This window comes from Billgrantia saliphila (assembly GCF_002930105.1).
GTDB lineage: Bacteria > Pseudomonadota > Gammaproteobacteria > Pseudomonadales > Halomonadaceae > Halomonas > Halomonas saliphila.
The window spans coordinates 76,007-96,681 of the sequence record NZ_PJRN01000011.1 but is presented as its reverse complement, the minus strand read 5'-3'; the positions used below and the strand labels follow the sequence as shown (position 1 = coordinate 96,681).

18 protein-coding genes are annotated in these 20,675 nt (G+C 64.8%); 13 read left to right on the top strand and 5 right to left on the bottom strand.

The window, feature by feature from the left end:
• Positions 1 to 12: 12 nt before the first annotated feature.
• Genes tolQ through CYJ07_RS13425 form a run of 7 tightly spaced genes read left to right on the top strand, consistent with a single transcriptional unit; the run spans position 13 to position 5,893 of the window.
• Positions 13 to 708, top strand: a complete 696-nt coding sequence (gene tolQ / locus CYJ07_RS13455; RefSeq protein WP_422666965.1) for a protein TolQ — start codon at positions 13 to 15, stop codon at positions 706 to 708.
• A gap of 12 nt (positions 709 to 720) precedes the next feature.
• The gene (tolR, locus tag CYJ07_RS13450) at positions 721 to 1,158 is read left to right on the top strand and encodes a protein TolR (RefSeq protein WP_104204222.1); all 438 of its coding nucleotides are present in this window, start codon (positions 721 to 723) and stop codon (positions 1,156 to 1,158) included.
• Positions 1,159 to 1,174: 16 nt separating this feature from the next.
• Positions 1,175 to 2,440: a cell envelope integrity protein TolA gene (tolA, locus tag CYJ07_RS13445; protein ID WP_104204221.1), complete on the top strand. Its 1,266-nt coding sequence runs from the start codon at positions 1,175 to 1,177 to the stop codon at positions 2,438 to 2,440.
• Entirely contained in the window at positions 2,440 to 3,729 is a 1,290-nt protein-coding gene (tolB, locus tag CYJ07_RS13440) for a Tol-Pal system beta propeller repeat protein TolB (protein WP_104204220.1), read from the top strand. The genes tolA and tolB overlap by 1 nt, the downstream gene beginning before the upstream one ends.
• A 37-nt stretch (positions 3,730 to 3,766) precedes the next feature.
• The gene (pal, locus tag CYJ07_RS13435; RefSeq protein WP_104204219.1) at positions 3,767 to 4,303 is read left to right on the top strand and encodes a peptidoglycan-associated lipoprotein Pal; all 537 of its coding nucleotides are present in this window, start codon (positions 3,767 to 3,769) and stop codon (positions 4,301 to 4,303) included.
• A gap of 36 nt (positions 4,304 to 4,339) precedes the next feature.
• Positions 4,340 to 5,110 carry a tol-pal system protein YbgF gene (gene ybgF / locus CYJ07_RS13430; protein ID WP_104204218.1) on the top strand — a complete coding sequence of 257 codons (771 nt, stop codon included), beginning with the start codon at positions 4,340 to 4,342 and terminating at the stop codon, positions 5,108 to 5,110.
• Between the two features lie 24 nt (positions 5,111 to 5,134).
• Positions 5,135 to 5,893, top strand: coding sequence for a YciK family oxidoreductase (locus CYJ07_RS13425; protein ID WP_104204217.1), 759 nt, complete (start codon positions 5,135 to 5,137; stop codon positions 5,891 to 5,893).
• Positions 5,894 to 5,925: 32 nt separating this feature from the next.
• Here the strand turns inward: CYJ07_RS13425 and CYJ07_RS13420 are convergent, their stop codons facing one another.
• Positions 5,926 to 6,588, bottom strand: coding sequence for an HAD-IA family hydrolase (locus tag CYJ07_RS13420; protein WP_104204216.1), 663 nt, complete (start codon positions 6,586 to 6,588; stop codon positions 5,926 to 5,928).
• Positions 6,585 to 7,304: a bifunctional 2-polyprenyl-6-hydroxyphenol methylase/3-demethylubiquinol 3-O-methyltransferase UbiG gene (ubiG, locus tag CYJ07_RS13415; RefSeq protein WP_104204215.1), complete on the bottom strand. Its 720-nt coding sequence runs from the start codon at positions 7,302 to 7,304 to the stop codon at positions 6,585 to 6,587. The genes CYJ07_RS13420 and ubiG overlap by 4 nt, the downstream gene beginning before the upstream one ends.
• Before the next feature lie 153 nt (positions 7,305 to 7,457).
• Between ubiG and galU the strand changes: the two genes are divergently transcribed.
• The 6 genes from galU (at position 7,458) to msrA (ending at position 17,461) form a co-directional block, all read left to right on the top strand.
• Positions 7,458 to 8,348 (top strand): UTP--glucose-1-phosphate uridylyltransferase GalU, encoded by an 891-nt coding sequence (galU, locus tag CYJ07_RS13410; RefSeq protein WP_104204214.1) that lies wholly within the window; start codon positions 7,458 to 7,460, stop codon positions 8,346 to 8,348.
• Positions 8,349 to 8,353: 5 nt separating this feature from the next.
• The gene (locus CYJ07_RS13405; RefSeq protein WP_104204213.1) at positions 8,354 to 9,655 is read left to right on the top strand and encodes a UDP binding domain-containing protein; all 1,302 of its coding nucleotides are present in this window, start codon (positions 8,354 to 8,356) and stop codon (positions 9,653 to 9,655) included.
• A 77-nt stretch (positions 9,656 to 9,732) separates the two neighbouring features.
• Complete coding sequence (locus CYJ07_RS13400; RefSeq protein ID WP_104204212.1) at positions 9,733 to 10,626, top strand: coiled-coil domain-containing protein; 894 nt, start codon at positions 9,733 to 9,735, stop codon at positions 10,624 to 10,626.
• A gap of 64 nt (positions 10,627 to 10,690) precedes the next feature.
• Complete coding sequence (tamA, locus tag CYJ07_RS13395; RefSeq protein WP_104204211.1) at positions 10,691 to 12,562, top strand: autotransporter assembly complex protein TamA; 1,872 nt, start codon at positions 10,691 to 10,693, stop codon at positions 12,560 to 12,562.
• Complete coding sequence (gene tamB / locus CYJ07_RS13390; RefSeq protein ID WP_231489635.1) at positions 12,526 to 16,806, top strand: autotransporter assembly complex protein TamB; 4,281 nt, start codon at positions 12,526 to 12,528, stop codon at positions 16,804 to 16,806. The genes tamA and tamB overlap by 37 nt, the downstream gene beginning before the upstream one ends.
• A 40-nt stretch (positions 16,807 to 16,846) precedes the next feature.
• A complete protein-coding gene (gene msrA, locus CYJ07_RS13385; protein ID WP_104204210.1) occupies positions 16,847 to 17,461 on the top strand; it encodes a peptide-methionine (S)-S-oxide reductase MsrA in 615 nt (204 codons plus the stop codon).
• On the opposite strand, the gene CYJ07_RS13380 is transcribed toward msrA, so the two are convergent.
• The 3 genes from CYJ07_RS13380 to can form a co-directional block, all read right to left on the bottom strand.
• Complete coding sequence (locus CYJ07_RS13380) at positions 17,442 to 18,482, bottom strand: hydrolase (protein ID WP_104204209.1); 1,041 nt, start codon at positions 18,480 to 18,482, stop codon at positions 17,442 to 17,444. The two genes, msrA and CYJ07_RS13380, sit on opposite strands and share 20 nt — an antisense overlap.
• Before the next feature lie 7 nt (positions 18,483 to 18,489).
• A complete protein-coding gene (gene pepQ, locus CYJ07_RS13375; protein ID WP_104204208.1) occupies positions 18,490 to 19,800 on the bottom strand; it encodes a Xaa-Pro dipeptidase in 1,311 nt (436 codons plus the stop codon).
• Positions 19,801 to 19,876: 76 nt separating this feature from the next.
• The gene (gene can / locus CYJ07_RS13370; protein WP_104204207.1) at positions 19,877 to 20,533 is read right to left on the bottom strand and encodes a carbonate dehydratase; all 657 of its coding nucleotides are present in this window, start codon (positions 20,531 to 20,533) and stop codon (positions 19,877 to 19,879) included.
• Positions 20,534 to 20,675: the final 142 nt, after the last annotated feature.

Genomic DNA, 20,675 nt, shown 5'->3' with positions numbered 1-20,675 from the left:
AGATCAACGAGGATGCCCGTGAACGACTCCATGTCCATACCCCACCTGATCATGAGCGCCAGTACCATGGTGCAGCTGGTCATGTTGATCCTGGTGATTGGCTCGATCCTCTCCTGGGTCGTGATCTTCCAGCGTACCTTCGTGCTGCGCCGCGCACGTCGGGCCCACCAGCACTTCGAGGAGCGCTTCTGGTCGGGGGTAGACCTCAACGAGCTGTATCGTGAAACCCCCTCCGAGCAGGAGACCCAGGGGGCCGAACATGTTTTTCGCGCTGGCTTTCGTGAATTCAACCGTCTGGTGCCCAAGACCAAGAGTCCCGATGCCATTCTCGACGGCGTTCAGCGCAGCATGCGGGTGGCGTGGTCGCGAGAGGAGGATCGCCTGACACTTCATCTGGTGTTCCTCGCCACCGTGGCATCGGCCAGCCCCTACATCGGCCTGTTCGGTACCGTGTGGGGCATCATGGGCTCGTTCCAGTCGCTCTCCATGGCCCAGCAGGCGACTCTTGCGACGGTGGCGCCCTGGATCGCCGAGGCATTGATCGCCACGGCAATGGGCCTATTTGCCGCCATCCCCGCGGTCATCTTCTACAACCGTCTATCGTCTGAATCGGGAAGATTGCTGGGCAAGTACGAAGACTTCGCCGAGGAGTTCCATTCCATCCTGCATCGCAATCTGCAGGGTCGTGGCGAAGCCGTCGGCGCCTGAGGGGATCGCATGATGCATGGACCGTTCAATCGCGGCAGCCGTCGCAAGCCGATGGGGGAGATCAACGTCGTTCCCTTCATCGATGTCATGCTGGTGCTCCTGGTGATCTTCATGATCACCGCGCCCATGCTGACCCAGGGCGTACAGGTCGAGCTTCCCCAGGTCACCTCCGAGCCGATCGACGCGCAGGAGGATCGCGAGCCGATCATCGTGTCGGTGGATCGCGAAGGCGAGTATTTCCTGTCGATCGGCGGCGAGGAGATGACGGTGGATCTCGATGAACTTGCCGATCGCGTGATCATTCTGCTGGAGCGCCAGCCCGGGACCCCGGTCATGGTGCGTGGGGATCGTTTCGTGCCCTATGGCGAGATCGTTTCCCTGATGAGCACCCTGCAAGTGGCTGGGGTGGGCAATGTCGGGCTGATTTCCGAGCCACCGCCGCGTGACTGAGAGACGAGGAGACGTGATGGCTCGACAGCAACGGGGCGTGGGCAGGCGACGGCGAGGAGCCGTCGGTTACGGCCTGCCGACGCTGCTCGCCATCGGCCTGCATGTGCTGATTCTGGTGCTCAGCGTTATTTCCCTGCCGCAGCGACAGCCGGACGATCCGGAGACCTCATCCATCGTTCAGGCCACGCTCGTCAGTACCGAAACGGCCACCGACCAGGCGCAGCGTGCCGAGGAGGCGCGCTCACGTGCCGCCGAGCGCCAGGCCGAGGAACAAGCCCAGCAGCAGCAGGAAGAGGAAGCCCGAGAGCAGGAGGAAGAGCGGGCACGACAGGCTGAAGAAGAGTCCCAGGCCCGCGAGCAGGCCGAACGCGAGGCCGTGGAGGAGCAGGAGCGCGCGGCGCGCGAAGAAGAGGCTCGCCGGCTTCGGGAGGCCCGGGAAGCCGCCGAGGAGGAAGCCCAGCGGCGTGCCGAGGAGGCCGAGCGTCAGGCTCAGCTGCGCCAGGAGCAGGAAGCCGAGAGGCAGCGGCAACAGGAGGCGGCGGCAGAGGCCGAGCGCCAGCGCCAATTGGAGGAGCAGCGGCGTGCCGAGGAGGAGGCCCGTCGCCAGCAGGAGGCCGAGGAGCAGCGCCGCCGCGAGGAGGAAGAGGCCCGCCGCCAGCAGGAGGCCGAGGAGCAGCGCCGCCGCGAGGAGGAAGAGGCCCGCCGTCAGCAGGAGGCCGAGGAGCAGCGCCGCCGCGAAGAGGAAGAGGCTCGCCGTCAGCAGGAGGCCGAGGAACAGCGCCGCCGTGAGGAGGAAGAGGCCCGCCGCCAGCAGGAGGCCGAGGAGCAGCGCCGCCGTGAGGAGGAAGAGGCCCGCCGCCAGCGGGAGGCCGAGGAACAGCGCCGCCGTGAGGAGGAAGCCAGGCGTGCCGCGGAGGCTGCCAGTCAGGGCCTCGATCGCGCCATCGAAGGCGAGTCGGATGCTGTGGCCAACGCACGACAGGCGCAGGAGGCTGCCAACAGCTTCATCAACCTGGTGCGCCGAGCGGTGGAGCAGGCGTGGGTCATTCCGCCGGGAGCGGGCAATGACATGGCCGCCACCGTCCAGGTGCAGCTGGGTCCCTCGGGCGAGTTGTTTGGCGCTACCATTACCCAGAGTAGCGGAGACGGCAGTTTCGATCGCTCCGCCGTACAGGCAGTGGAAGCCGCCGCACCGTTCAGCGAGCTGCGCCAGCTACCCGCGATGGCGCAACGTGACTTCCGCCAGTTCAATCTGCGATTCACACCAGGAGATGTACGCTGATGAAAGCTCTGATGACCATCTGGCTGAGTGCCATGCTGCTGATGTTCAGCACGCTGGCCCAGGCCGACCTCACCATCGAGATCACGCGAGGCAGCGACCGCGCCACGCCTATCGCCATCGTGCCCTTCGCCGCCGATGGTGAAAGCCTGTCCGAGGATGTGGCGCAGATCGTCAGCGACGACCTGGAGCGCAGCGGATTCTTCGATCCGCTCGAGCGCGAAGCGATGTACGACCGGCCCAGCAGCGGCGATGAGGTGCGCTACGGCCAGTGGAGCGCTCTGGATGTCCGCTACATGGTAGTCGGTCGGGTCAGCCGCGAAGGAAATGGCTATCGCATCCGCTATGAGCTGCTGGATGTCAGTGGCCAGAGCCGCATGCTGGGCGAGAACGTCACCGCCGGTGGCAGCGAGATGCGCGGTGCAGCGCACTACATCAGTGACCAGATCTTCGAAGCGGTCACGGGCATTCGTGGTGCCTTCTCCACGCGCATTGCCTATGTCACGGCCCAAGGCGCCGAGAATGACCGGCAGTTTACCCTCTACGTGGCCGATGCGGACGGTCACAATAGCCAGCAGATCCTGAATTCGCGCGAGCCGATCCTGTCGCCGGCCTGGTCGCCGGATGGACGCAAGCTGGCCTATGTGTCATTCGAATCCGGCCGGCCTGCCATCTACGTACAGGAGGTGGCCAGTGGACAACGTGCGCAGCTGACCAACTTCGAAGGGCTCAACGGTGCACCGGCCTGGTCGCCCGACGGTCGTCGTCTGGCCATGACACTGTCCAAGGACGGTCAGCCCGACATTTACGTGATGGATGTGGCATCGCGCAACCTCGAGCGCATCACCAACAGCTCGAGCATCGATACCGAACCCTCCTGGGCGCCGGATGGACGCAGCCTGCTCTTCACCTCCGATCGTAGCGGAGGCCCCCAGCTCTACCGCTATAGCTTCGGCAGTGGGGAGGCGGAGCGCTTGACGTTTACGGGCAATTACAATGCCCGCGGACGCTTCTCGCCGGACGGCGAGTCGATCTTCATGATCCATCGCGGTAACAATGGCTTCCAGGTCGCCCGACAGGATCTGGATTCCGATCGGTTGGTCGTGCTGAGTGACTCTCGTCTGGATGAGTCACCTAGTGTTGCGCCCAATGGGACCATGGTAATCTTCGCCACCCAGCAAGGTAACAGCGGGGTGTTGGGGGCCGTGTCGGCTGATGGACGAGCGTCCTACAGGCTGCCATCGGCGCAGGGTGACGTACGCGAGCCCGCGTGGTCACCGTTTCTGAACTGAACGTAGTGTGTCATTCGTATCCTTTGAGGAGTTGACGATGCAATTCAAGTCGCATGCCAGGACCCTGGCGATCGCCCTGTCTCTGGCCCTCGTTGCCGGCTGCTCCAGCACCGGTGGTAGTCGTGATGGATCCATGGATGGCACGGGTACCGGCGGTGCCGCCGGTAGCGGTGCCGCTGGCAGTGGACAGGTCAGTGGCTCCGGCGTCAGTGGTGATCGCGCCGGCCAGCAGGCCGACGGCCGTATCCCCGAAGTTCGCACGATCTACTTCGATTACGACCGCGACAACATTCGGCCCGAATTCGAATCGGTGCTGGTCGCGCACTCGCGCTACCTGCGTTCCAATCCGAGCGCCCGCGTCGTGCTGCAGGGCCATACCGACGAGCGCGGTACCCGCGAGTACAACCTGGCGCTTGGCGAGCGTCGTGCCAAGTCGGTGCAGCGATTCCTCGAAGTGCAGGGTGTCTCTCCGTCGCAGCTCGAAATCGTCAGCTACGGCGAGGAGCGCCCGGCGGCGCGGGGCAGCAGCGATGACTCGCACGCCCAGAACCGTCGCGTCGTCTTTGCCTACTGAATCGGACGGCGCGAACATGCGCCGATGGAGTGATGCATGAGACACAGTCTGAAAAGGCTGTGCGGCGCGGGAGCCTTGGTGCTCCCGCTGTCCGTGATAAGCCTAGTCGAAGCCCAGCAGCGCCCCATCGTAGAAGACCGGACGGCTCAATCGCGCGGCTTTCTCGAACAGGCTGAGGTGCGCGAGGAGGCGGGTGGCAGTCTGGTGCTGTTCAACCAGGTGCAGGAGAACGAGCAGGAGATCCAGCGTCTGCGGGGCCAGATCGAAGAACTGCGCCACCAGATCGAACAGCTACGCAACCAGACCCGACAGCAATATCTCGATCTGGACGAGCGTTTAATGGCCGGTAGCGCCGGCATCGAGTCGCGCCCGGAAGTGGATGAGGAGTCGGCGCGGCAGGTGGCGCAATCCCCGTCGCCCAGCGGTAACAGCGCTGAAGCGCAGGAGGCCTATCAGGCGGCATTCGCCAAAGTCCAGGCCCGCGAATTCGCCGAGGCGATCGCTGCCTTCGAGGGTTTCGTCGCGCAGTACCCCGACACCAGCCTGACCGCCAACGGCTACTATTGGCTGGGCGAGCTGCATTCTGCCGAGGGTAACCTGGAACAGGCGGAAGCGGCATTCCGCCAAGTCATCGACAACCACGCCCAGAGCAGCAAGCTGCCCGATGCGCTCTACAAGCTTGGTCTGATCAAGGCGCGCCAGGGCAATATCGACGAAAGCCGGGAACTGCTGGAACGTGTCCGTGACGACTACCCGGATAGCAGTGCCGCCGGGCTTGCCAATGACTTCCTGCGCCAATCCCTCTAGGCCGGCCTCGTTCAAGGAGCCAAGATGAGTTGCAAGATCGACTATGCGGCGCCTGCCAACCTGCTGCGCGACCGTGTGATCCTGGTGACGGGTGCGGGCGACGGCATCGGTCGCGCCGCTGCCCTGACCTTCGCCGGTCATGGCGCCACGGTGGTCCTGCTGGGTCGTACTATCGACAAGCTGGAGCGCGTCTACGACGAAATCGAGGCGACTGGCGGCCCCCAGCCGGCCATCTTTCCGCTCAATTTCGAGGGGGCTACGCTCAAGGATTACCATGACATGGCCGAGACCCTCGACAAGGAGTTCGGCCGACTCGACGGTATCCTGCATAATGCCGGATTGCTAGGGCGCATCACTCCGTTCGAGCAGTACAATCCGGAACTCTGGGCTCAGGTCATGCAGGTCAATATCAACGGGCCGATCTGGATGACCCAGGCGCTGCTGCCGCTGCTGAGGGCATCCGCAGATGCTTCGGTGGTCTTCACCTCGTCCAGCGTGGGGCGCCGCGGGCGTGCCTACTGGGGAGCCTATGCTGTCTCGAAGTTTGCCACCGAGGGCTTCATGGAGGTACTTGCCGATGAGCTCGAGCACCTGGGTACGATTCGCGTGAACACGCTCAATCCCGGCGCCACGCGCACGAAGATGCGTGCCACCGCCTATCCGGGGGAAGACGCCGATACCCTGCGTACGCCGGAAGAGATCATGCCCACCTACTTATGGCTGATGGGCCCCGATAGTCGCGGGCACAACGGCGAGCGCTTCGACGCCCAGCCATCCAAGTGATGAATGGCTTTGCGCCCATGCGCATTTGCGGGTCAAGCCGTTTCGAGCAGCGCTGCCACCAGTGAGTCGCAGGTCTCGAACCAGAGATCGGCCGGCCAGCTGTGATAGTCGTCGCCCTCTTCGATATAGCCATAGCCGACGGCCACGGCGGTCATGCAGGCGGCGCGCGCCGCCTGCATGTCGCGCACGTGGTCGCCGATATACCAGCAGGCGTCGGGGGGTACATCCAGTTGCCGTGCCGCCGCCAGCAGCGGCTCGGGAGAAGGTTTCCTGACCGGGAGATCGTCGGCGCAGAGCAGGGCGCCGGGGCGTAGTCCCAGCGCATCGATCAGCGGTGCGGCATAGGCGCGCGGCTTGTTGGTGACGATTCCCCAGGGTCGACGGCGTGTCTCGCAGTCTGCCAACAGTCGTTCCAGGTGAGGGAATAGACAGCTCTCCACGGCCACGGCTTCGCCGTAGGCGTCCAGCAGGAACCGGCGCGCCGCGTCATGCTCCGGATGGAGCTTTTCCAGACCGAGTGCCAGGGTCACCAGGGCACTGCCGCCATTCGACACCTGGGCGCGGATCGCCGAATAGGGCAGCGGTTCGAGGCCATGATGGGTTCGCAGCGCATTGGTGGCCCGCGCCAGATCCGGGGCGGTATCGACTAGTGTGCCGTCGAGGTCGAACAGCAGGGCACGTGGGGCATTCGTCATGCCGTCTCCCGTCGGCAATGCATCAGGTAGTTGACCGAGACGTCGCGGGGTGCGAGGCGGTACCGTCGCGTCAGCGGGTTGTAGGTGAGGCCGCTCTGCTCGCGCACCTCAAGACCATGTTCCCGACACCACCCCGCCAGCTCCGAGGGGCGGATAAACTTGCGATACTCGTGCGTGCCGCGAGGCAGCAGCTGGAGCAGGTACTCGGCGCCGACGATGGCCAGGGCATAGGCCTTGGGGTTGCGATTGATCGTCGAAAAGAACAGGTGCCCGCCGGGCTTGACCAGGGTGGCGCAGGCGCTGATGACCGAACCGGGATCGGGTACGTGTTCCAGCATTTCCAGGCAGGTCACTACGTCGTAGTGGCCGGGCTGCTCCACGGCCAGTACTTCGGCGCTGGCCTGGCGATACTCGACTTCCACGCCGCTCTCCAGCGCATGCAGGCGGGCCACGCCGAGCGGTGCCTCGCCCATGTCGATGCCCGTCACGTGCGCTCCACGATGGGCCATGGCCTCGGCCAGGATGCCGCCCCCACAGCCGACGTCGAGCACCTTGCGTCCCGCCAGGCCACAACGCGCGTCGATGAAATCCAGGCGCAGCGGGTTGATCTCGTGCAGCGGCTTGAACTCGCTGTGCGGATCCCACCAGCGACTGGCGAGCGCCTCGAACTTGGCGATCTCGCCCTGGTCGACGTTGGGATGGAGGCTTGCGCTCATGTGGTCTCTCCGTGTCAATTGGTCTGTCGCCCTGGCAACATTCTTTACCTTCGGTATCATGCTCTATTCTACCCGTAGCTGCCCGGGCTTTCCCATGATGGAAACGGTGACGGGTCCGGGCAGAGTCATCCATCCATTGACAAGGAAGGCACCATGATTCGCAAGGCCGTTCTGCCTGTAGCCGGTTTCGGAACCCGCTGCCTGCCGGCATCCAAGGCGATTCCCAAGGAGATGATCACCATCGTCGACCGCCCCGTGATCCAATATGTGGTCAACGAAGCGGTGGCGGCCGGCATACGCGACATCGTGCTGGTGACCCATGCCAGCAAGAGCGCCATCGAGAACCACTTCGACACGCATTACGAGCTCGAGGCCACCCTCGAGGCGAAGAACAAGCAGGACCTGTTGGACGAATTGCACGCGATCATTCCCGAGGACGTCAACATCATCAGCGTGCGCCAGCATGAGCCGCTGGGCCTCGGACACGCCGTGCTTTGCGCGCGCCCCGTGATCGGCGACGACGAGCCCTTCGCCGTGCTGCTGCCCGACGTGCTGGTCGACGATGAAGGGCAGTCGCGCAACGACCTGGCGGGCATGCTCGATGCCTACGAAGCCAGCGGGCGCTCGCAGTTGATGGTAGAGGAAGTGCCGTGGGAGCAGGTGCACAAGTACGGTATCGTCAAGCCGGAAGGTGAACCGCCGGCTGCCGGCAAGTCGTGCCCCCTGGCCGGCGTGGTCGAGAAGCCGTCGCGCGAGGAGGCGCCGTCCAATCTGGCCGTGATCGGGCGCTACGTGCTGCCGGGCAGCATCTTCGCCCTGCTGGCCGAGACACCGCCGGGCGCCGGTAACGAGATCCAACTGACCGACGCGATCGAGACGCTGCGCAGCGATGTCGGTGTCGATGCCTGGCGCATGCGCGGCAAGACCTACGACTGCGGGCATCAGCTCGGCTATCTCGAGGCCACGCTTGCCTATGCCCGTCGCCATCCGCGCTTCGGCGAGGGTTTCCGCGAACTCCTCGCTCGCTATAGCCAAGCGGAGTGAGTGCCATGCGAATCGAGCTACACGGTAGCGAGCTCGCAGCGGCCACAGCCGCTGCGGCGCTCTCCTGGGTGGGCCACCACGTGCATTGGGTGCCTCACGAAACGATGCGCTGGCCGGCTCTGCGAGCGGCCGACTGGCTGCGCCGCGAGCCGGACCTTCTGGCCCGACTGGAAGAAGGCCTGGAGCAGGGCACTCTGGTCGTGGCCAACGGTGAGGATGTCGCACCGCAGCGAGTAGATATTCTCTGGCTGGCCCTTTCGCCCGAACAGCGTGAAGAGGCGGGCGAACTGGCCGCACGTGTCGCCGAGCGTCAGGATGGCCCGCTGACATTGGTCAACAACTCGACCTTCCCTGTCGGCGAGACCGAGCGCCTGGAGGCGCGCCTGAAGGATGGCGAACGCCGGGCGGTGGCCCTCGTCGACATGATCGAGGAGGGGCGGGCATGGGCCAGCTTCACCCGGTCGGGACGCTGGCTTCTCGGCTGCGACGATGAGGGCGCCGAAGCGCAGGTGCGTGAGCTGCTGCGAGCCTTCAATCGACGTCGCGACGTCATGCAACTGATGCCCCGGCGAGCGGCCGAGCTGACCAAGCTTGCCACCATTGGCATGCTCGCCACGCGGATCAGCTACATGAACGAGATTGCAGGGCTTGCCGACAGCCTCGGCGTCGATGTCGAGTACGTGCGCCAGGGGATGGGAGCCGATTCGCGCATCGGCTACGAATATCTCTACCCTGGCTGCGGCTTCGGCGGCCCTCATTTCTCGCGCGACCTGATGCGCCTGGCCGACGTGCAGGAGGCTAGCGGACGACACTCGGCGCTCCTCGAGCAGGTGCTCGACATCAACGAGCAGAAGAAGGAGACATTGTTCCGCAAACTGTGGACTCACTTCCATGGCCAGCTCGAAGGTCGCACTCTGGCCATCTGGGGGGCGGCGTTCAAGCCAGGCTCCGCCCGCATCGATCATGCGCCGGTGCTGACCCTGCTCAGGGCTTTGTGGGCGCAAGGCGTGCACGTACAGCTGCACGACCCGGCCGCCACCCCGGCACTGCGGGAAGAGGTCGGCGAGCATCCCTTGCTCACCCTGTTCGACAGCGATCCCTATGCCGCTTGTGAAGGGGCCGATGCGCTGATGCTGGTGACGGAGTGGAAGCACTACTGGAATCCCGACTGGCCGCGCCTGGCCGAACTGCTGCGTGAGCGCCTGCTGCTGGACGGGCGCAACATCTACGATCCTTTCCATGTGGCCGGCTGGGGCCTCGTCTATCGCGGCATTGGCCGCCGCGCCGATCCGCGCTCGACGCGTTGAGGTCGTGGAATGCGGCAGGTGCCTGATACGCTTACAATGCGTGGGCGCCTGCAGCACCTGCCGATAAGGAGTTTGCCATGCCCGAAGCGCGTCCTTCCGAGCGACGTCCCATCGTGCCCGATCCCGATTCCAGCCTGACTCGGTCGCGCCGTCACGCTTCTCCGAGCCCTCGGCTGTGGCCTCTGAAGTTCGCGGTCCTGCTGCTGCTGGCGGCGCTGATCGTCGTGGTCTGGCTCGGTTGGCAGGAGCGGATGCGGCTCGAGGCCCAGATGCAGCAGATATCGTCGGAAATGTCGAATGTACATGCACGCTTCGATGCCGAGGAGGGGCGCGGAGACCGCTTGGAGAACATCGAATCGCGGCTCTCTTCCGTTGAGGATCACGCCGAATCCATGGTCGCCCGGCTGGCGAGTCAGGAGGTCGAGGTGCGGCAGGTCGTGGAGCGAGAGGCCTCGCGCTTCGAGGCTATCGACGAACGCCTCGACGATTCCGTGGCAAGGCTCGATACTTTGATCGAGGAGGCTGACACCCGTGATGCGTTGATCAGTGCCGTGAGGACTTCCCTGGACTCGCTGGAACGGGCGGGCGTGGAGGGGCGCGAGGCGCTGGCGGAGCGGATCGCTGCCCTGGATGCCGTCAATCAGCGCCAGACTAGCCAGCTCGAAGCGTTGCAACAGCGCCAGGAGGAGTTGGCCGAGGCGATACAGGAAGCGGAGGCCGGGTTCGAGGAGCGTCTGGCAGCGCTGGATGAGCGTATGCAGACGCGACATGACGAGCTGGGAACTCGCCTGCAGGACCTGTCGGAGAGCCTCGAGGGTATGTCCAGCGAGATGGAAGAACTGGCTGGACGGCAGGCGGGCGAGCAGGTCGTCGGCCAGCTTCAGGCGAGGCTGTCGACCATGGAGGCGGAGCTGCGGGAACTGCGCCAGGAGCAACTGACGCTGAGTGCCGGACTCGAGGCCTTGCAGTAGCGGACCGAGCATGAGATACGTCAGACATGGAGTCGAGTAGCGAAGTCGACGCAAGGGAAGGCGCATGGTTTCACGAGTAGCGGTTTTCTGCCTGTGCTTCGGCATGGCACACGCCGCGATGGCCCTCGAGGCGCGTATCGAGGGACTGGAAGGCGATGTAGCGGACAACGTTCGCTACTACTTGAGTGACCTGGACGCCGCTCAGTACGATCGTCGTCGCCTGGAGGGCGAGGTGGTGCGTCGTACCCGGGAGGCCATGCGCGTCTACGGCTATTACGAGCCGCGAGTGCGGCCGCAACTGGATGAGCGAGATCCGCCTCGCCATGTCGAGCTGGCGATCGATTCGGGCCCCCAGGTCGTAGTCGAGCGGGTGGACATTCGCCTGCAGGGCGATGCCGCCCGTGACGCTCCCTTCGAGGAGGCGATAGACGCCTTCCCGTTGGAGGAGGGAGACCCCCTGGTGCACGCCCCCTGGGATCGGCTGCGCGGGCGCCTGGCCAGTCTTGCGCTGGAGCGCGGCTACTTCGATTGGTCCTTCACCGATCGGCGCATGGAGGTCCGACCCTTCGACGAGAGCGCGCGCCTCTACCTGGCGCTGGATAGCGGTCGTCGCTACGACTTCGGCGACGTGACGATCCGTGGCAGCCATATCGTCAGGGATCGCTTGCACCGGCTGGCTCCGTTCGAGCCGGGCGAACCCTATCTCGCCGGCCAGGTGGCGCTCTATGCCCAGCGGCTGGGCCAGACGAACTGGTTCAGCTCGGTGAGCGTGCGCCCGCGCCTGGATTCCCGGCGCGAGCTGGCACTCTCGCCGCCCACCCTGGGCTGGTGGAACGAAGTCGGTACCCAGGGAGAGGCCTCGCTGCCCCGCGATATGGCCGAGCGAGCGCGACAGGCCGAACGGCCGCGCCTTTCCGCAGAAGCCTTGTCCGCCGCCACTAACTTGCATGTCGCCGAGCGCCCCGTGATGCCCGTGGATGTCTCGGTGACACCCGCCGATCGCCATCAGTTCGAGACCGGCATCGGCTACGCCACCGACGTTGGGCCGCGACTCCATTTCGGCTGGAACCAGCCTTGGGTCAACCGCTACGGGCACAGTCTGGAGCATGATTTCTTCATCTCGCAGCCGGATCAGCGTTTGACCGGCACCTACCTGATGCCACTCGACGATCCGCTGCGAGATCAGTACCGGCTCCAGTACGGGCTTCGCCATCAGGACAACGAGGATACGCGTACCAACGAGGCGACGGTTGAATTCGCCCGGCGCTGGGAATTCGACAATCTCTGGGTACAGACGCTGTTCGTGCGAGCCACTTACGAGGATTTCACTCAGGGGGGCGAAGCCGAGCAGGTCTTCATCTACTATCCCGGGGTCAGTTGGTCGCGCACGCGCACTCGCAACCCACGCTTTCCCACTTGGGGCGATCGGCAGCGCATCGCTTTCGAGTACTCCAGCGACGTCTGGGGTTCCGACGCCGAATTTTTGCGCATGACCGGCGACACCCAGTGGATTCGCATGTTCGGAGACGACCTCCGATTCGTAACGCGTCTGGACCTGGGCGCCATCGAAACCAGCGATTTCTCAAAGATTCCCCCTTCGCTGCGATTCTTCGCCGGCGGGGATCGTTCGGTGCGCGGCTATGGCTACGAAACCCTGGCTCCCCGTAATGAGGAAGGTCGGCTGCGTGGCGGCCAGCAGCTTCTGGCCGGCAGCGTCGAGCTGCAGCGTCGCGTAACCGGTGACTGGTGGGGAGCCGCCTTCATTGACAGCGGCGACGCCTTCGACGACTGGTGGCCGGAATCGCTGAACACCGGCGCCGGCCTGGGCGTGCGCTGGGTGTCTCCCGTCGGCCCGGTACGCTTCGACATCGCTCATCCCTTCGACGACGAGGAGAATTCGTGGCGTCTTCACTTCGCCATCGGTCCGGAGTTTTGAGGGCTCGCCGGCTGTTCTGGTCACTGCTGCGGTTGGTCATCGTACTTTTCCTGCTGGCTCTCGGCGTCGTTGTGCTAGTGCTCGGCCTGGCGCTGTCGCCCTGGGGGGCTGGGCTGCTGCTCGAGGAAGGGGCCAAGCGCGGCTTCTACGAGCTGGAACGCGTCGAAGGCGCACCGCTGGATCGCCTCGTGCTGCATGGCTTTCGTCTCGAGGCCGGCGCCACCGAGGTGGTTGCCGATCGCCTCGAGCTCGCCTGGGCCGAGGATTGCCTATTGCGCGGCCGGTTATGTCTCGATCGCTTGGCGCTGGAAGGAGGGCAGGTGCGCCTGGCTGCCGGTGAAGCTGCCGCTGACGAGCCCACAGATGAAGACACCGGCGGCACTCGCTCGATTCAGCTGCCATTTCCGGTAGAGGTACGGGAACTCGCTCTCGACGACGTCGAGATGCGCTTGGCCGACGGCACGCACATCGCGCTCGACACCCTCCGCTCGGCTGCCGAGGCCGAACGCTCCCAGCTTCGTCTGGGGGCGACGCGTGCCGAGGGGCTGCGGGTGGTTCTGCCCGCCGCCACTACCGACGAGAGCCCGGCGCCCACCACCGTTCTTAGCGCGGAAGCAGCTGAAGAGAGTGCACCGTCGCCGGCTTCGACGCCTTCCTTCCGCTTCCCCATGGCGATCGATGCGCCGCAAATCGAATTGAGCGATGTCGACGTGCGCTTGGCGGATGGGACGAGGATCGCCTGGGAGCGGCTCGATAGCGGGCTCGAAGCCGAGGAGGACGAGCTGACCCTGCTGCCGACGCGTCTCATCGAGCTGATGGTGGAACTGCCAACCGGTCCCGCCGGGCTGGCTCTGGAGCAGAGCGCTAATGGCTCCGTGCTGAGCGAGGAGGCCCTTGCTGCCACCGCCACCGTGACCCAGGGAAGCGATCCCGACGTGCCGGAGGTGCCGTTGGAGGAGCGTGAGCGCTTGGCTCTGCCGGAAATCTCTCTTCCGATTTCCGTTTCGGCGCCAGAGATACGCCTCGAGGGCATCGAGATCAGTGGTCCCTTCGAGTATTCGCTGCGCACCGTGACGCTGGCTCTCGAGGCGAGCGGGCAGGTAGTGGAGATCGACTCGCTCGACGTTGCCAGCCTGGATGCCGATGCGAGCCTCACGGCCCGAGTCGAGCTGCGTGACGATTACCCGCTGGAGGCACGGCTAACGGCCGCACTCTGGTTGCCTGAGCTCATGCCTGAGCTCGCGGGGCAGCGACTCGATCTGCAACTCGACGGCAGCCTGGGCGAGCTGCATGCCGAGTTGAATGCACGAGGCCCTGTCGATGCCACGCTGACCGCCCAGGCGGATGTCCTGGACCCGACGCTGCCATTCAACGCCTCGGTGAGCAGTGAGTTGCTTCAATGGCCATTGCCCACCCGCCTCACCAGCGAGCTGCCCGAGTCACCGGACGCCATGCCGAGCGAGCCCTACATCGTAGAGGACCTTGAGTTGCGTCTGGCGGGTAGCTTGGTGGACTACCGGGCGGCGTTGTCGATGCGTCTGGAAGGACCCGAGATTCCTCTAGTGCGCGTGGCTCTGTCGGGCAGCGGCGATTTCGAGCACTTCGCCTGGACACCGCTATCGCTGAGCCTGGGTGACGCCTCGGTTGTCAGTCGTGGCCGGATCGAGTGGCAGGATGGACTGGATGTCGAGGCTACGGCACGACTCGACAACGTCGATCCGAGCCAGTTCACCGATGCCGTGGAGGGCCGGCTGAGCGGCAATGTGGACTTGTCTTTCATCCAGACTGACGAAGGCTGGCAGTTGCGCTTGCCGCGGCTGAATATCGACGGCGAGCTACAGGAGCTGCCGCTATCGCTCGAGGCGAGCCTGGCGGGCGACAGCGATATGCAATGGCAAGTGGAGCGATTCGATTTCCGCCAGGGTGAAAACCGCGTCACCGCCAGCGGTGCGATCTCGGAGCAGCGGATGGATCTGAACGGCGATATTCGCCTGCTCGAGCTGGGAAATCTGCACGACGAGTTGAGCGGCAGCCTGATCGGGCGCTTCGGTACGGGAGGAAGCCCCGAGCGGCCGCGTCTGGAGCTGGACCTCCAGGGTAGCGAGCTGGCCTTCGCCGACAATCGCGCCGAGGCGCTGCAGTTGACCGGTAACGTCCAGGGACTCGACGACCCCGAGCTGGATATTTCGCTCGATATCAGCGGGCTCGAAGCGGGCGGTCAACGCTTCAGCGAAACATCGCTCGACCTCGAGGGGCGGCTATCATCACATCGGGCCACACTGGAGGCCACGGCCGGTCGCGACATGCCCATGTCGCGCGCCTCGCTGGTGCTCGAGGGTGGGTTGTCGGACGATCGGCAGCGCTACGACGGTCGCATCACACCGCTCGAGGTGGATACGGAGTATGGCGAGCTGCGTCTCGACGATCCGGTCGTCTTTCGCGCCGATCTCGCCGGCGGCAATGCCCGGGTGCAACCGTTCTGTCTGCGCCGCGAACAGGGCGGGCGTGTCTGTCTCGACGACACCCTCGAGGCAGGCGCCGAACAGGGACGAGCGGCACTTTCGGTCCAGGGGCTGCCGCTGGACATTCTCGATCCCTGGCTGCCCCAGGACTGGCGGGCCAGTGGCACCACCGAAGCCGAGCTGCAGTTGCAGTGGCGACAGGGAGGGAGTCAGTGGAGTCTCGAGGGGGACTTGAACAGCCAACTGGATTTGGAAGGACTGGATATCTACGGCCAGCCCTGGTCGATGCCGGACACCCGTCTGAACGTGACGATCGACGCCAGCCAGGATCGCACGGCGATGAATCTCGGCCTGGAGCTTTCCGACGCCGGTCGTCTTGATCTCGATATCGGCCTGAGTGACCCCACCGGCAGCGGTGAGCTGGACGGTACCTTGACCCTGGATGGCCTCGATCTGTCGCGCTATCGCACGCTGGCTTCCGGCCTCGATATGCTCGAAGGGGAAGTCGCTGGGCGCGTCAGGATAGGCGGTACGCGCGATAATCCGCAATTGGATGGGGCGCTCGAGCTGAACGGGTTGCGCGCCAGCGGCCTTGACGTTCCGCTGATCGTCGAGGATGGTCGCATTCGCGTCGAACTCAACGGTGATTCCGCACGGATCATGGGGTATGTCGCCAGCGATGAGGGGCGACTGGTGATCGATGGCAGTGCCGAGTGGCCTTCGCTCGACGAATGGCGCATCGCGCTCGACCTGGATGGCACGCGCCGTCCCCTGTTGGTTACCCTGCCGCAATTCGGCCAGCTGCGCGTCGCTCCCGATATACAGGTGCGCGTCAATCCGGAACTGCTGAGCGTGCGTGGCGACGTGCAGGTGCCCTGGGCGAGGCTGGAACTCGGCGAGGCACCGCCAGCGGCCGTAAGCCCGAGCCCAGACGAGATCGTCATCACCCGGCGCGACGAGGAGCGCGCCAGGCGCAATGAGGCGCTCGACGACGCGGCGGGCAACGACGAGGTCGCCGCGGTGGCCCTGCGCGAGGCGGGCATGCGGCTCGATGTGCTCATCAATCTCAACCTGGGCCCCGACATGCTGCTCGACACCCGAGGGCTCGAGACCGGACTCACCGGAACGTTGGAAGTGCGCCAGCAGGATGGGCCGGTGCAGCTGTTCGGCGACGTCAATCTGACGGATGGCCGTTTCCGCGCCTTCGGCCAGGATCTGCTGATCCGTCAAGGAGAGCTGCTGTTCAGCGGCGCGCCCGATCAGCCGCTGCTCGACTTCGAGGCCATTCGTAACCCCGACGTCACCGAAGACGGGGTGATCGCGGGACTCCGGGTTACCGGCTTCGCCGCCGAACCGACCCTGACGATTTTCTCGGAGCCGGCGATGGACGAGGCGCGAGCGCTTTCTTACCTGCTGCGGGGCAGAGCGCCGAGGGATGGCGATGCCGACGGCGCCCTGACGTCGGCGCTGGTAGGCCTTACGCTGGGGCGGACCGGCAGCGCGGTGGGAGCGATCGGCCAAGCGTTCGGCATCGACGACCTGGCCTTGGAAACAGCCGGATCCGGCGACGAGAGCCAAGTCGTGGTCAGTGGCTACCTGACAGAGGATCTGCGCATCAGCTATGGTGTCGGTATCTTCTCTCCGATCGCTGAGCTGACGCTGCGCTATACCCTGTGGCGTGACTTCTATGTGCAGGCCGTTTCAGGTGCCGCTCAGGCCGTCGATCTGGTCTACATTTTCACCCGGCCGGGCGATCCGCCGCAGCTCGAAAGTGATCGATGAGAGGGTGACCCATGAGATGGGCCATGAAAAGGAGAGTGCCATGATCCTCGATCCCGCCGATGCCTTGCCGGGGCGCGACGAGCCTATCCGTGTGTCCGGGATCCACGCTGTCACCGGTCGCTCGATGCAGCCGCCGTACCCTGAGCACCATGAGGAGATCGTCTTGGGGCTGGGCTGTTTCTGGGGCGCCGAGCGACTCTTCTGGCAGCTGCCCGGGGTTTACGTGACGGCGGTGGGCTACGCCGGCGGCGTGACGTCCAATCCGACCTACGAGGAAACCTGCTCCGGTCGGACGGGGCATGCCGAGGTCGTCAAGGTCGTGTTCGATCCGCGCACGATCGACCTGCAGACGCTGCTACGGGTTTTCTGGGAGGCCCACGATCCCACCCAGGGCATGCGCCAAGGTAACGACGTCGGCAGTCAGTATCGCTCGGCGATCTACACGACAAACGACGACCAGCTGACGGCCGCAAAGCGCAGCCGCGATGCCTACCAGTATTCGCTGGCCCAGGCCGGGCGCGGCAGGATCACCACGGAGATTGCGCCGCTCACGGCGTTCTACCTTGCCGAGGAGTACCACCAGCAATATCTGCACAAGAACCCCGGTGGCTACTGCGGGCTGCAGGGGACCGGGGTCAGCTGCCCGATCGGCTGAGGCGGCGTCCCGCCGGCAAGCGCCAGGGGGCGTTCGGGGCGGCCCAGGCGCTCAGTTCGTGCGCCAGGCGTCTGGCCAGCCATGGCCGCAGACCCCCGTCTCGCCACTCCATGAAACCGACATGACCGCCATGCCGGGCAATCTCGAGGCGCACCGCGTCGGAAGGCGGCGGCAGATTTTCGAAGAGCTTCGCAGGCATGAAGGGATCGTCGTTGGCATGCACGATCAGGGTGGGAAGTTCGATCTCGCCGAGCAAAGGTCCCGCCGAGGCGCGCCGGTAGTAGTCGCTGGCATCGCGAAACCCATGCAGGGGAGCGGTAACCGCGTCATCGTAGGCACGTAGGCTGTCGAGTCGCATCAGGCCATCAACGTCGAGCGTCAGCGGAAGCTCGTCGCGCTTCAATCTGGCGCGCACCTTGCGCTTGAGCGCACTGAGCAGGTGGCGTTCGTAGAGCCGGGCGAAGCCCCGGTGCAGGGTGTCGGCGCTGGCAGCAAGATCGAGCGGGGCACTGACGATGATCGCGCCGGCCAAGTCGAGCCCATCCCCTCCCTGTTCGGCGACCAGCTTGAGCAACATGTTGCCTCCCAGCGAAACGCCTCCCGCCACCTTGAGCGCTTGCGGATAGCGGCGCGACAGCTCGGCAAACAGCCAGTAGGCATCGGCGGTATCGCCGCTATGGTAGGCCCGTGGCAGGCGATTGGGTCGACTGCCGCAGCCGCGAAAGTGCATCAGCACGGCGCGCCACCCCAACGCGCTGGCGGTGGCCAGCAGCCAACGTGCATAGGGTGAGGCGAAGGAGCCTTCGAGGCCGTGGAAAAGCACGAAGAGTGGGGCCTGTGGATCCGCCGGGGCCGGCTGTGCCCAGTTCAGCTCGACGAAATCGCCGTCGGGGAGTTCGAATACCTCGACGCTTCGGGACAGGCGCGGGCGAGACAACACCCGAGGCAGCAGCGTCTGGACGTGGGCATTGGCCAACCCACGGGGGGGAACGAAATCGGCCCAATGTTGTGCTGCGCTCATGTCGCCGTCACTCGATGCGGGGCGTCAGGTTCTCGGCTCCCTGAGCCGTGATTCTGATATTGTCCTCGATACGGATACCACCGTGCGGAGCCAGGCGCTCCACCAGCGGCCAGTTCACGTCGTGACTCGCCGCCTCTTGTCGCAGCGGCGCGAGGAGCAGGGGAATAAAGTAAAGGCCCGGTTCTATGGTGACCACCATTCCCGCCTCCAGTTCACGCGTGAGACGCAGCGCAGGGTGCTCGGGAGGCGGTGGCAAGGGATGCCCGTCACCGCTCACTTGTCCGCCGACGTCGTGCACCTGGACACCCAGGAGATGCCCCAGCCCATGGGGGCAGAAGGCGCGAGTCACCCCATTGGCCAGTGCCGCCTCGGCAGAGCCCGTCACGACCTCGTGCGCTACCAGCAGATCGGCGAGTTCGCGATGCATGCGTGCATGCAACTCGACGAAGTCGAGGCCGGGACGCAGGTCGGCGATCAAGCGCTGCTGCAACGTCTCCATTGCCGTGATCAGCGTGGCGAACAGCGGGTCAGTGTCCGGTCCCGTCCAGGTTCGGGTGATGTCGGCGCAGTAGCCACGATAGCGAGCGCCGGCGTCGACCAACAGGCTACGGCGAGAAACGGGAGTGGAGGGGTCGTAGTGCTGGTAATGCAAGACTGCAGCATGCTGCCCGAGCCCAACAATGTTGCCATAGGGAAGCTCGCTTTCCCGCTGTCGGGAGGCCTGCAGATAGGCGAGGTGAATGTCGAGCTCGGCGCCACCGGTCTCGAAGGCATCTCGTGCGGCGAGATGGCCGCGTGCAGCCAAGCGATTGGCATCGAGCAGGCAAGCGACCTCATATTCGCTCTTGCATACTCGAATTTCATCGAGTGCAGCGAGAAGCGTCGGAGGATTGAGCTTCGCCTTGAGTGCTCGAGCGGTCTCGTGACTGACATCGCCGATCACCGCCAGCGGGCCGTCGACTTCCGGCTTTGGGGGCGTCTCGAAGCGCCCCGTGACGACTTCGCAATGTTCGACCCAGGCCTGATCGGGCAGCGATGTGGGCAGGTGCCAGAAATCGTCGGGAGCATGGAGGTGGCAGACGGGGCGTTTGCCGGGACGAATCAGCAACCAGCAGTGGGGCCACCCGGCCTGGCCCGTCCAGTGCTGGAAGTGACCGTAACTACAGAAACTGGCTTCCTGGTCATCGCCGTAGTGGCGGGCCGGATGTCCGCTGTAGATCAAAAGGCCGGCATATCCGTGGGCATCCAGGATATCGTCGTAGCAGCGTTCCAGTCTGTCCAGATGGTCGAGCTGAAGGGCGGCAAGCACATCGGTCATGGCGGTTTCCAGCAATGGGTCTCAAGCCAGTGTAGGCCGCGACGCGCTTGGATGACGAGCCGTCGAGGCCTATCCATCAAGCGCTGTCGGGCGGCGTCTCGACTCGATCGATGCGGTACAGCGTAGCCACCTGGTCGAGCCCCAGGACGCTGCAATCGAGGTCGTGAATACGGCCATTGTCTAGTCCGTAGATCCAGCCATGAATGGCCAAAGGCTGGCCGCGCTGCCAGGCGTGCTGGATAGTCTTGTTGTGACACAAATTTTTGACTTGGGCCTTGACGTTCAGCTCGCACATGCGATCCACCTGCTCGGCCACCGGCAGCTCGGCCAGTTCGCTGCGGTGCTGGTTGTAGAGTTCGCGGACCGAGTGCAGCCAGAGGTCGACCATGCCGTTATCGCCGCCGGAAACCGCCGCCCTCACGCCGCCACAGCCGTAATGGCCGACGACCATGATATGCCGAACCTCGAGCACGTCGACGGCGTACTGGAGTACCGACAGGGCGTTGAGATCGTTGTGGTGAACGAGATTGGCGACGTTGCGATGTACGAAGACCTCGCCGGGAGGCAGCGAGATGATCTGATTGGCCGGCACGCGGCTGTCCGAGCAACCGATCCATAGGTAATCGGGATTCTGCTGGCTTGATAGCCGGGCGAAAAAGTCGGGGTCTTCTTGATGCACGCGCTCGGCCCAGGCACGGTTGTTGTCGAGCAGGGCCTTGATTTCCTTGTCCATGAATGGATTTACCTAGTCAGTCAGAGCTCGCCTCTTGTACCTAGCCCAGACGTTGGGGTCAACCGCGCCTTGGCAGACCTGCACGCTCCCCCCTGGCGCTGGTAGTATCGTGCCATTCGATCAGGCCGGCTGGCACAGCTCG

What these genes read in the sequence shown, in the direction of transcription:
- ubiG (WP_104204215.1), bottom strand. Translation starts at nt 7,304, where the DNA reads ATGAGCGCAAGCCTCCATCCCAACGTCGACCAGGGCGAGATCGCCAAG.
- CYJ07_RS13380 (WP_104204209.1), bottom strand. Translation starts at nt 18,482, where the DNA reads ATGAGCGCAGCACAACATTGGGCCGATTTCGTTCCCCCCCGTGGGTTG.
- galU (WP_104204214.1), top strand. Translation starts at nt 7,458, where the DNA reads ATGATTCGCAAGGCCGTTCTGCCTGTAGCCGGTTTCGGAACCCGCTGC.
- can (WP_104204207.1), bottom strand. Translation starts at nt 20,533, where the DNA reads ATGGACAAGGAAATCAAGGCCCTGCTCGACAACAACCGTGCCTGGGCC.
- pepQ (WP_104204208.1), bottom strand. Translation starts at nt 19,800, where the DNA reads ATGACCGATGTGCTTGCCGCCCTTCAGCTCGACCATCTGGACAGACTG.
- msrA (WP_104204210.1), top strand. Translation starts at nt 16,847, where the DNA reads ATGATCCTCGATCCCGCCGATGCCTTGCCGGGGCGCGACGAGCCTATC.
- tamA (WP_104204211.1), top strand. Translation starts at nt 10,691, where the DNA reads ATGGTTTCACGAGTAGCGGTTTTCTGCCTGTGCTTCGGCATGGCACAC.
- CYJ07_RS13400 (WP_104204212.1), top strand. Translation starts at nt 9,733, where the DNA reads ATGCCCGAAGCGCGTCCTTCCGAGCGACGTCCCATCGTGCCCGATCCC.
- CYJ07_RS13420 (WP_104204216.1), bottom strand. Translation starts at nt 6,588, where the DNA reads ATGACGAATGCCCCACGTGCCCTGCTGTTCGACCTCGACGGCACACTA.
- tolR (WP_104204222.1), top strand. Translation starts at nt 721, where the DNA reads ATGCATGGACCGTTCAATCGCGGCAGCCGTCGCAAGCCGATGGGGGAG.
- tolB (WP_104204220.1), top strand. Translation starts at nt 2,440, where the DNA reads ATGAAAGCTCTGATGACCATCTGGCTGAGTGCCATGCTGCTGATGTTC.
- CYJ07_RS13405 (WP_104204213.1), top strand. Translation starts at nt 8,354, where the DNA reads ATGCGAATCGAGCTACACGGTAGCGAGCTCGCAGCGGCCACAGCCGCT.
- ybgF (WP_104204218.1), top strand. Translation starts at nt 4,340, where the DNA reads ATGAGACACAGTCTGAAAAGGCTGTGCGGCGCGGGAGCCTTGGTGCTC.
- CYJ07_RS13425 (WP_104204217.1), top strand. Translation starts at nt 5,135, where the DNA reads ATGAGTTGCAAGATCGACTATGCGGCGCCTGCCAACCTGCTGCGCGAC.
- tolA (WP_104204221.1), top strand. Translation starts at nt 1,175, where the DNA reads ATGGCTCGACAGCAACGGGGCGTGGGCAGGCGACGGCGAGGAGCCGTC.
- tolQ (WP_422666965.1), top strand. Translation starts at nt 13, where the DNA reads ATGCCCGTGAACGACTCCATGTCCATACCCCACCTGATCATGAGCGCC.
- pal (WP_104204219.1), top strand. Translation starts at nt 3,767, where the DNA reads ATGCAATTCAAGTCGCATGCCAGGACCCTGGCGATCGCCCTGTCTCTG.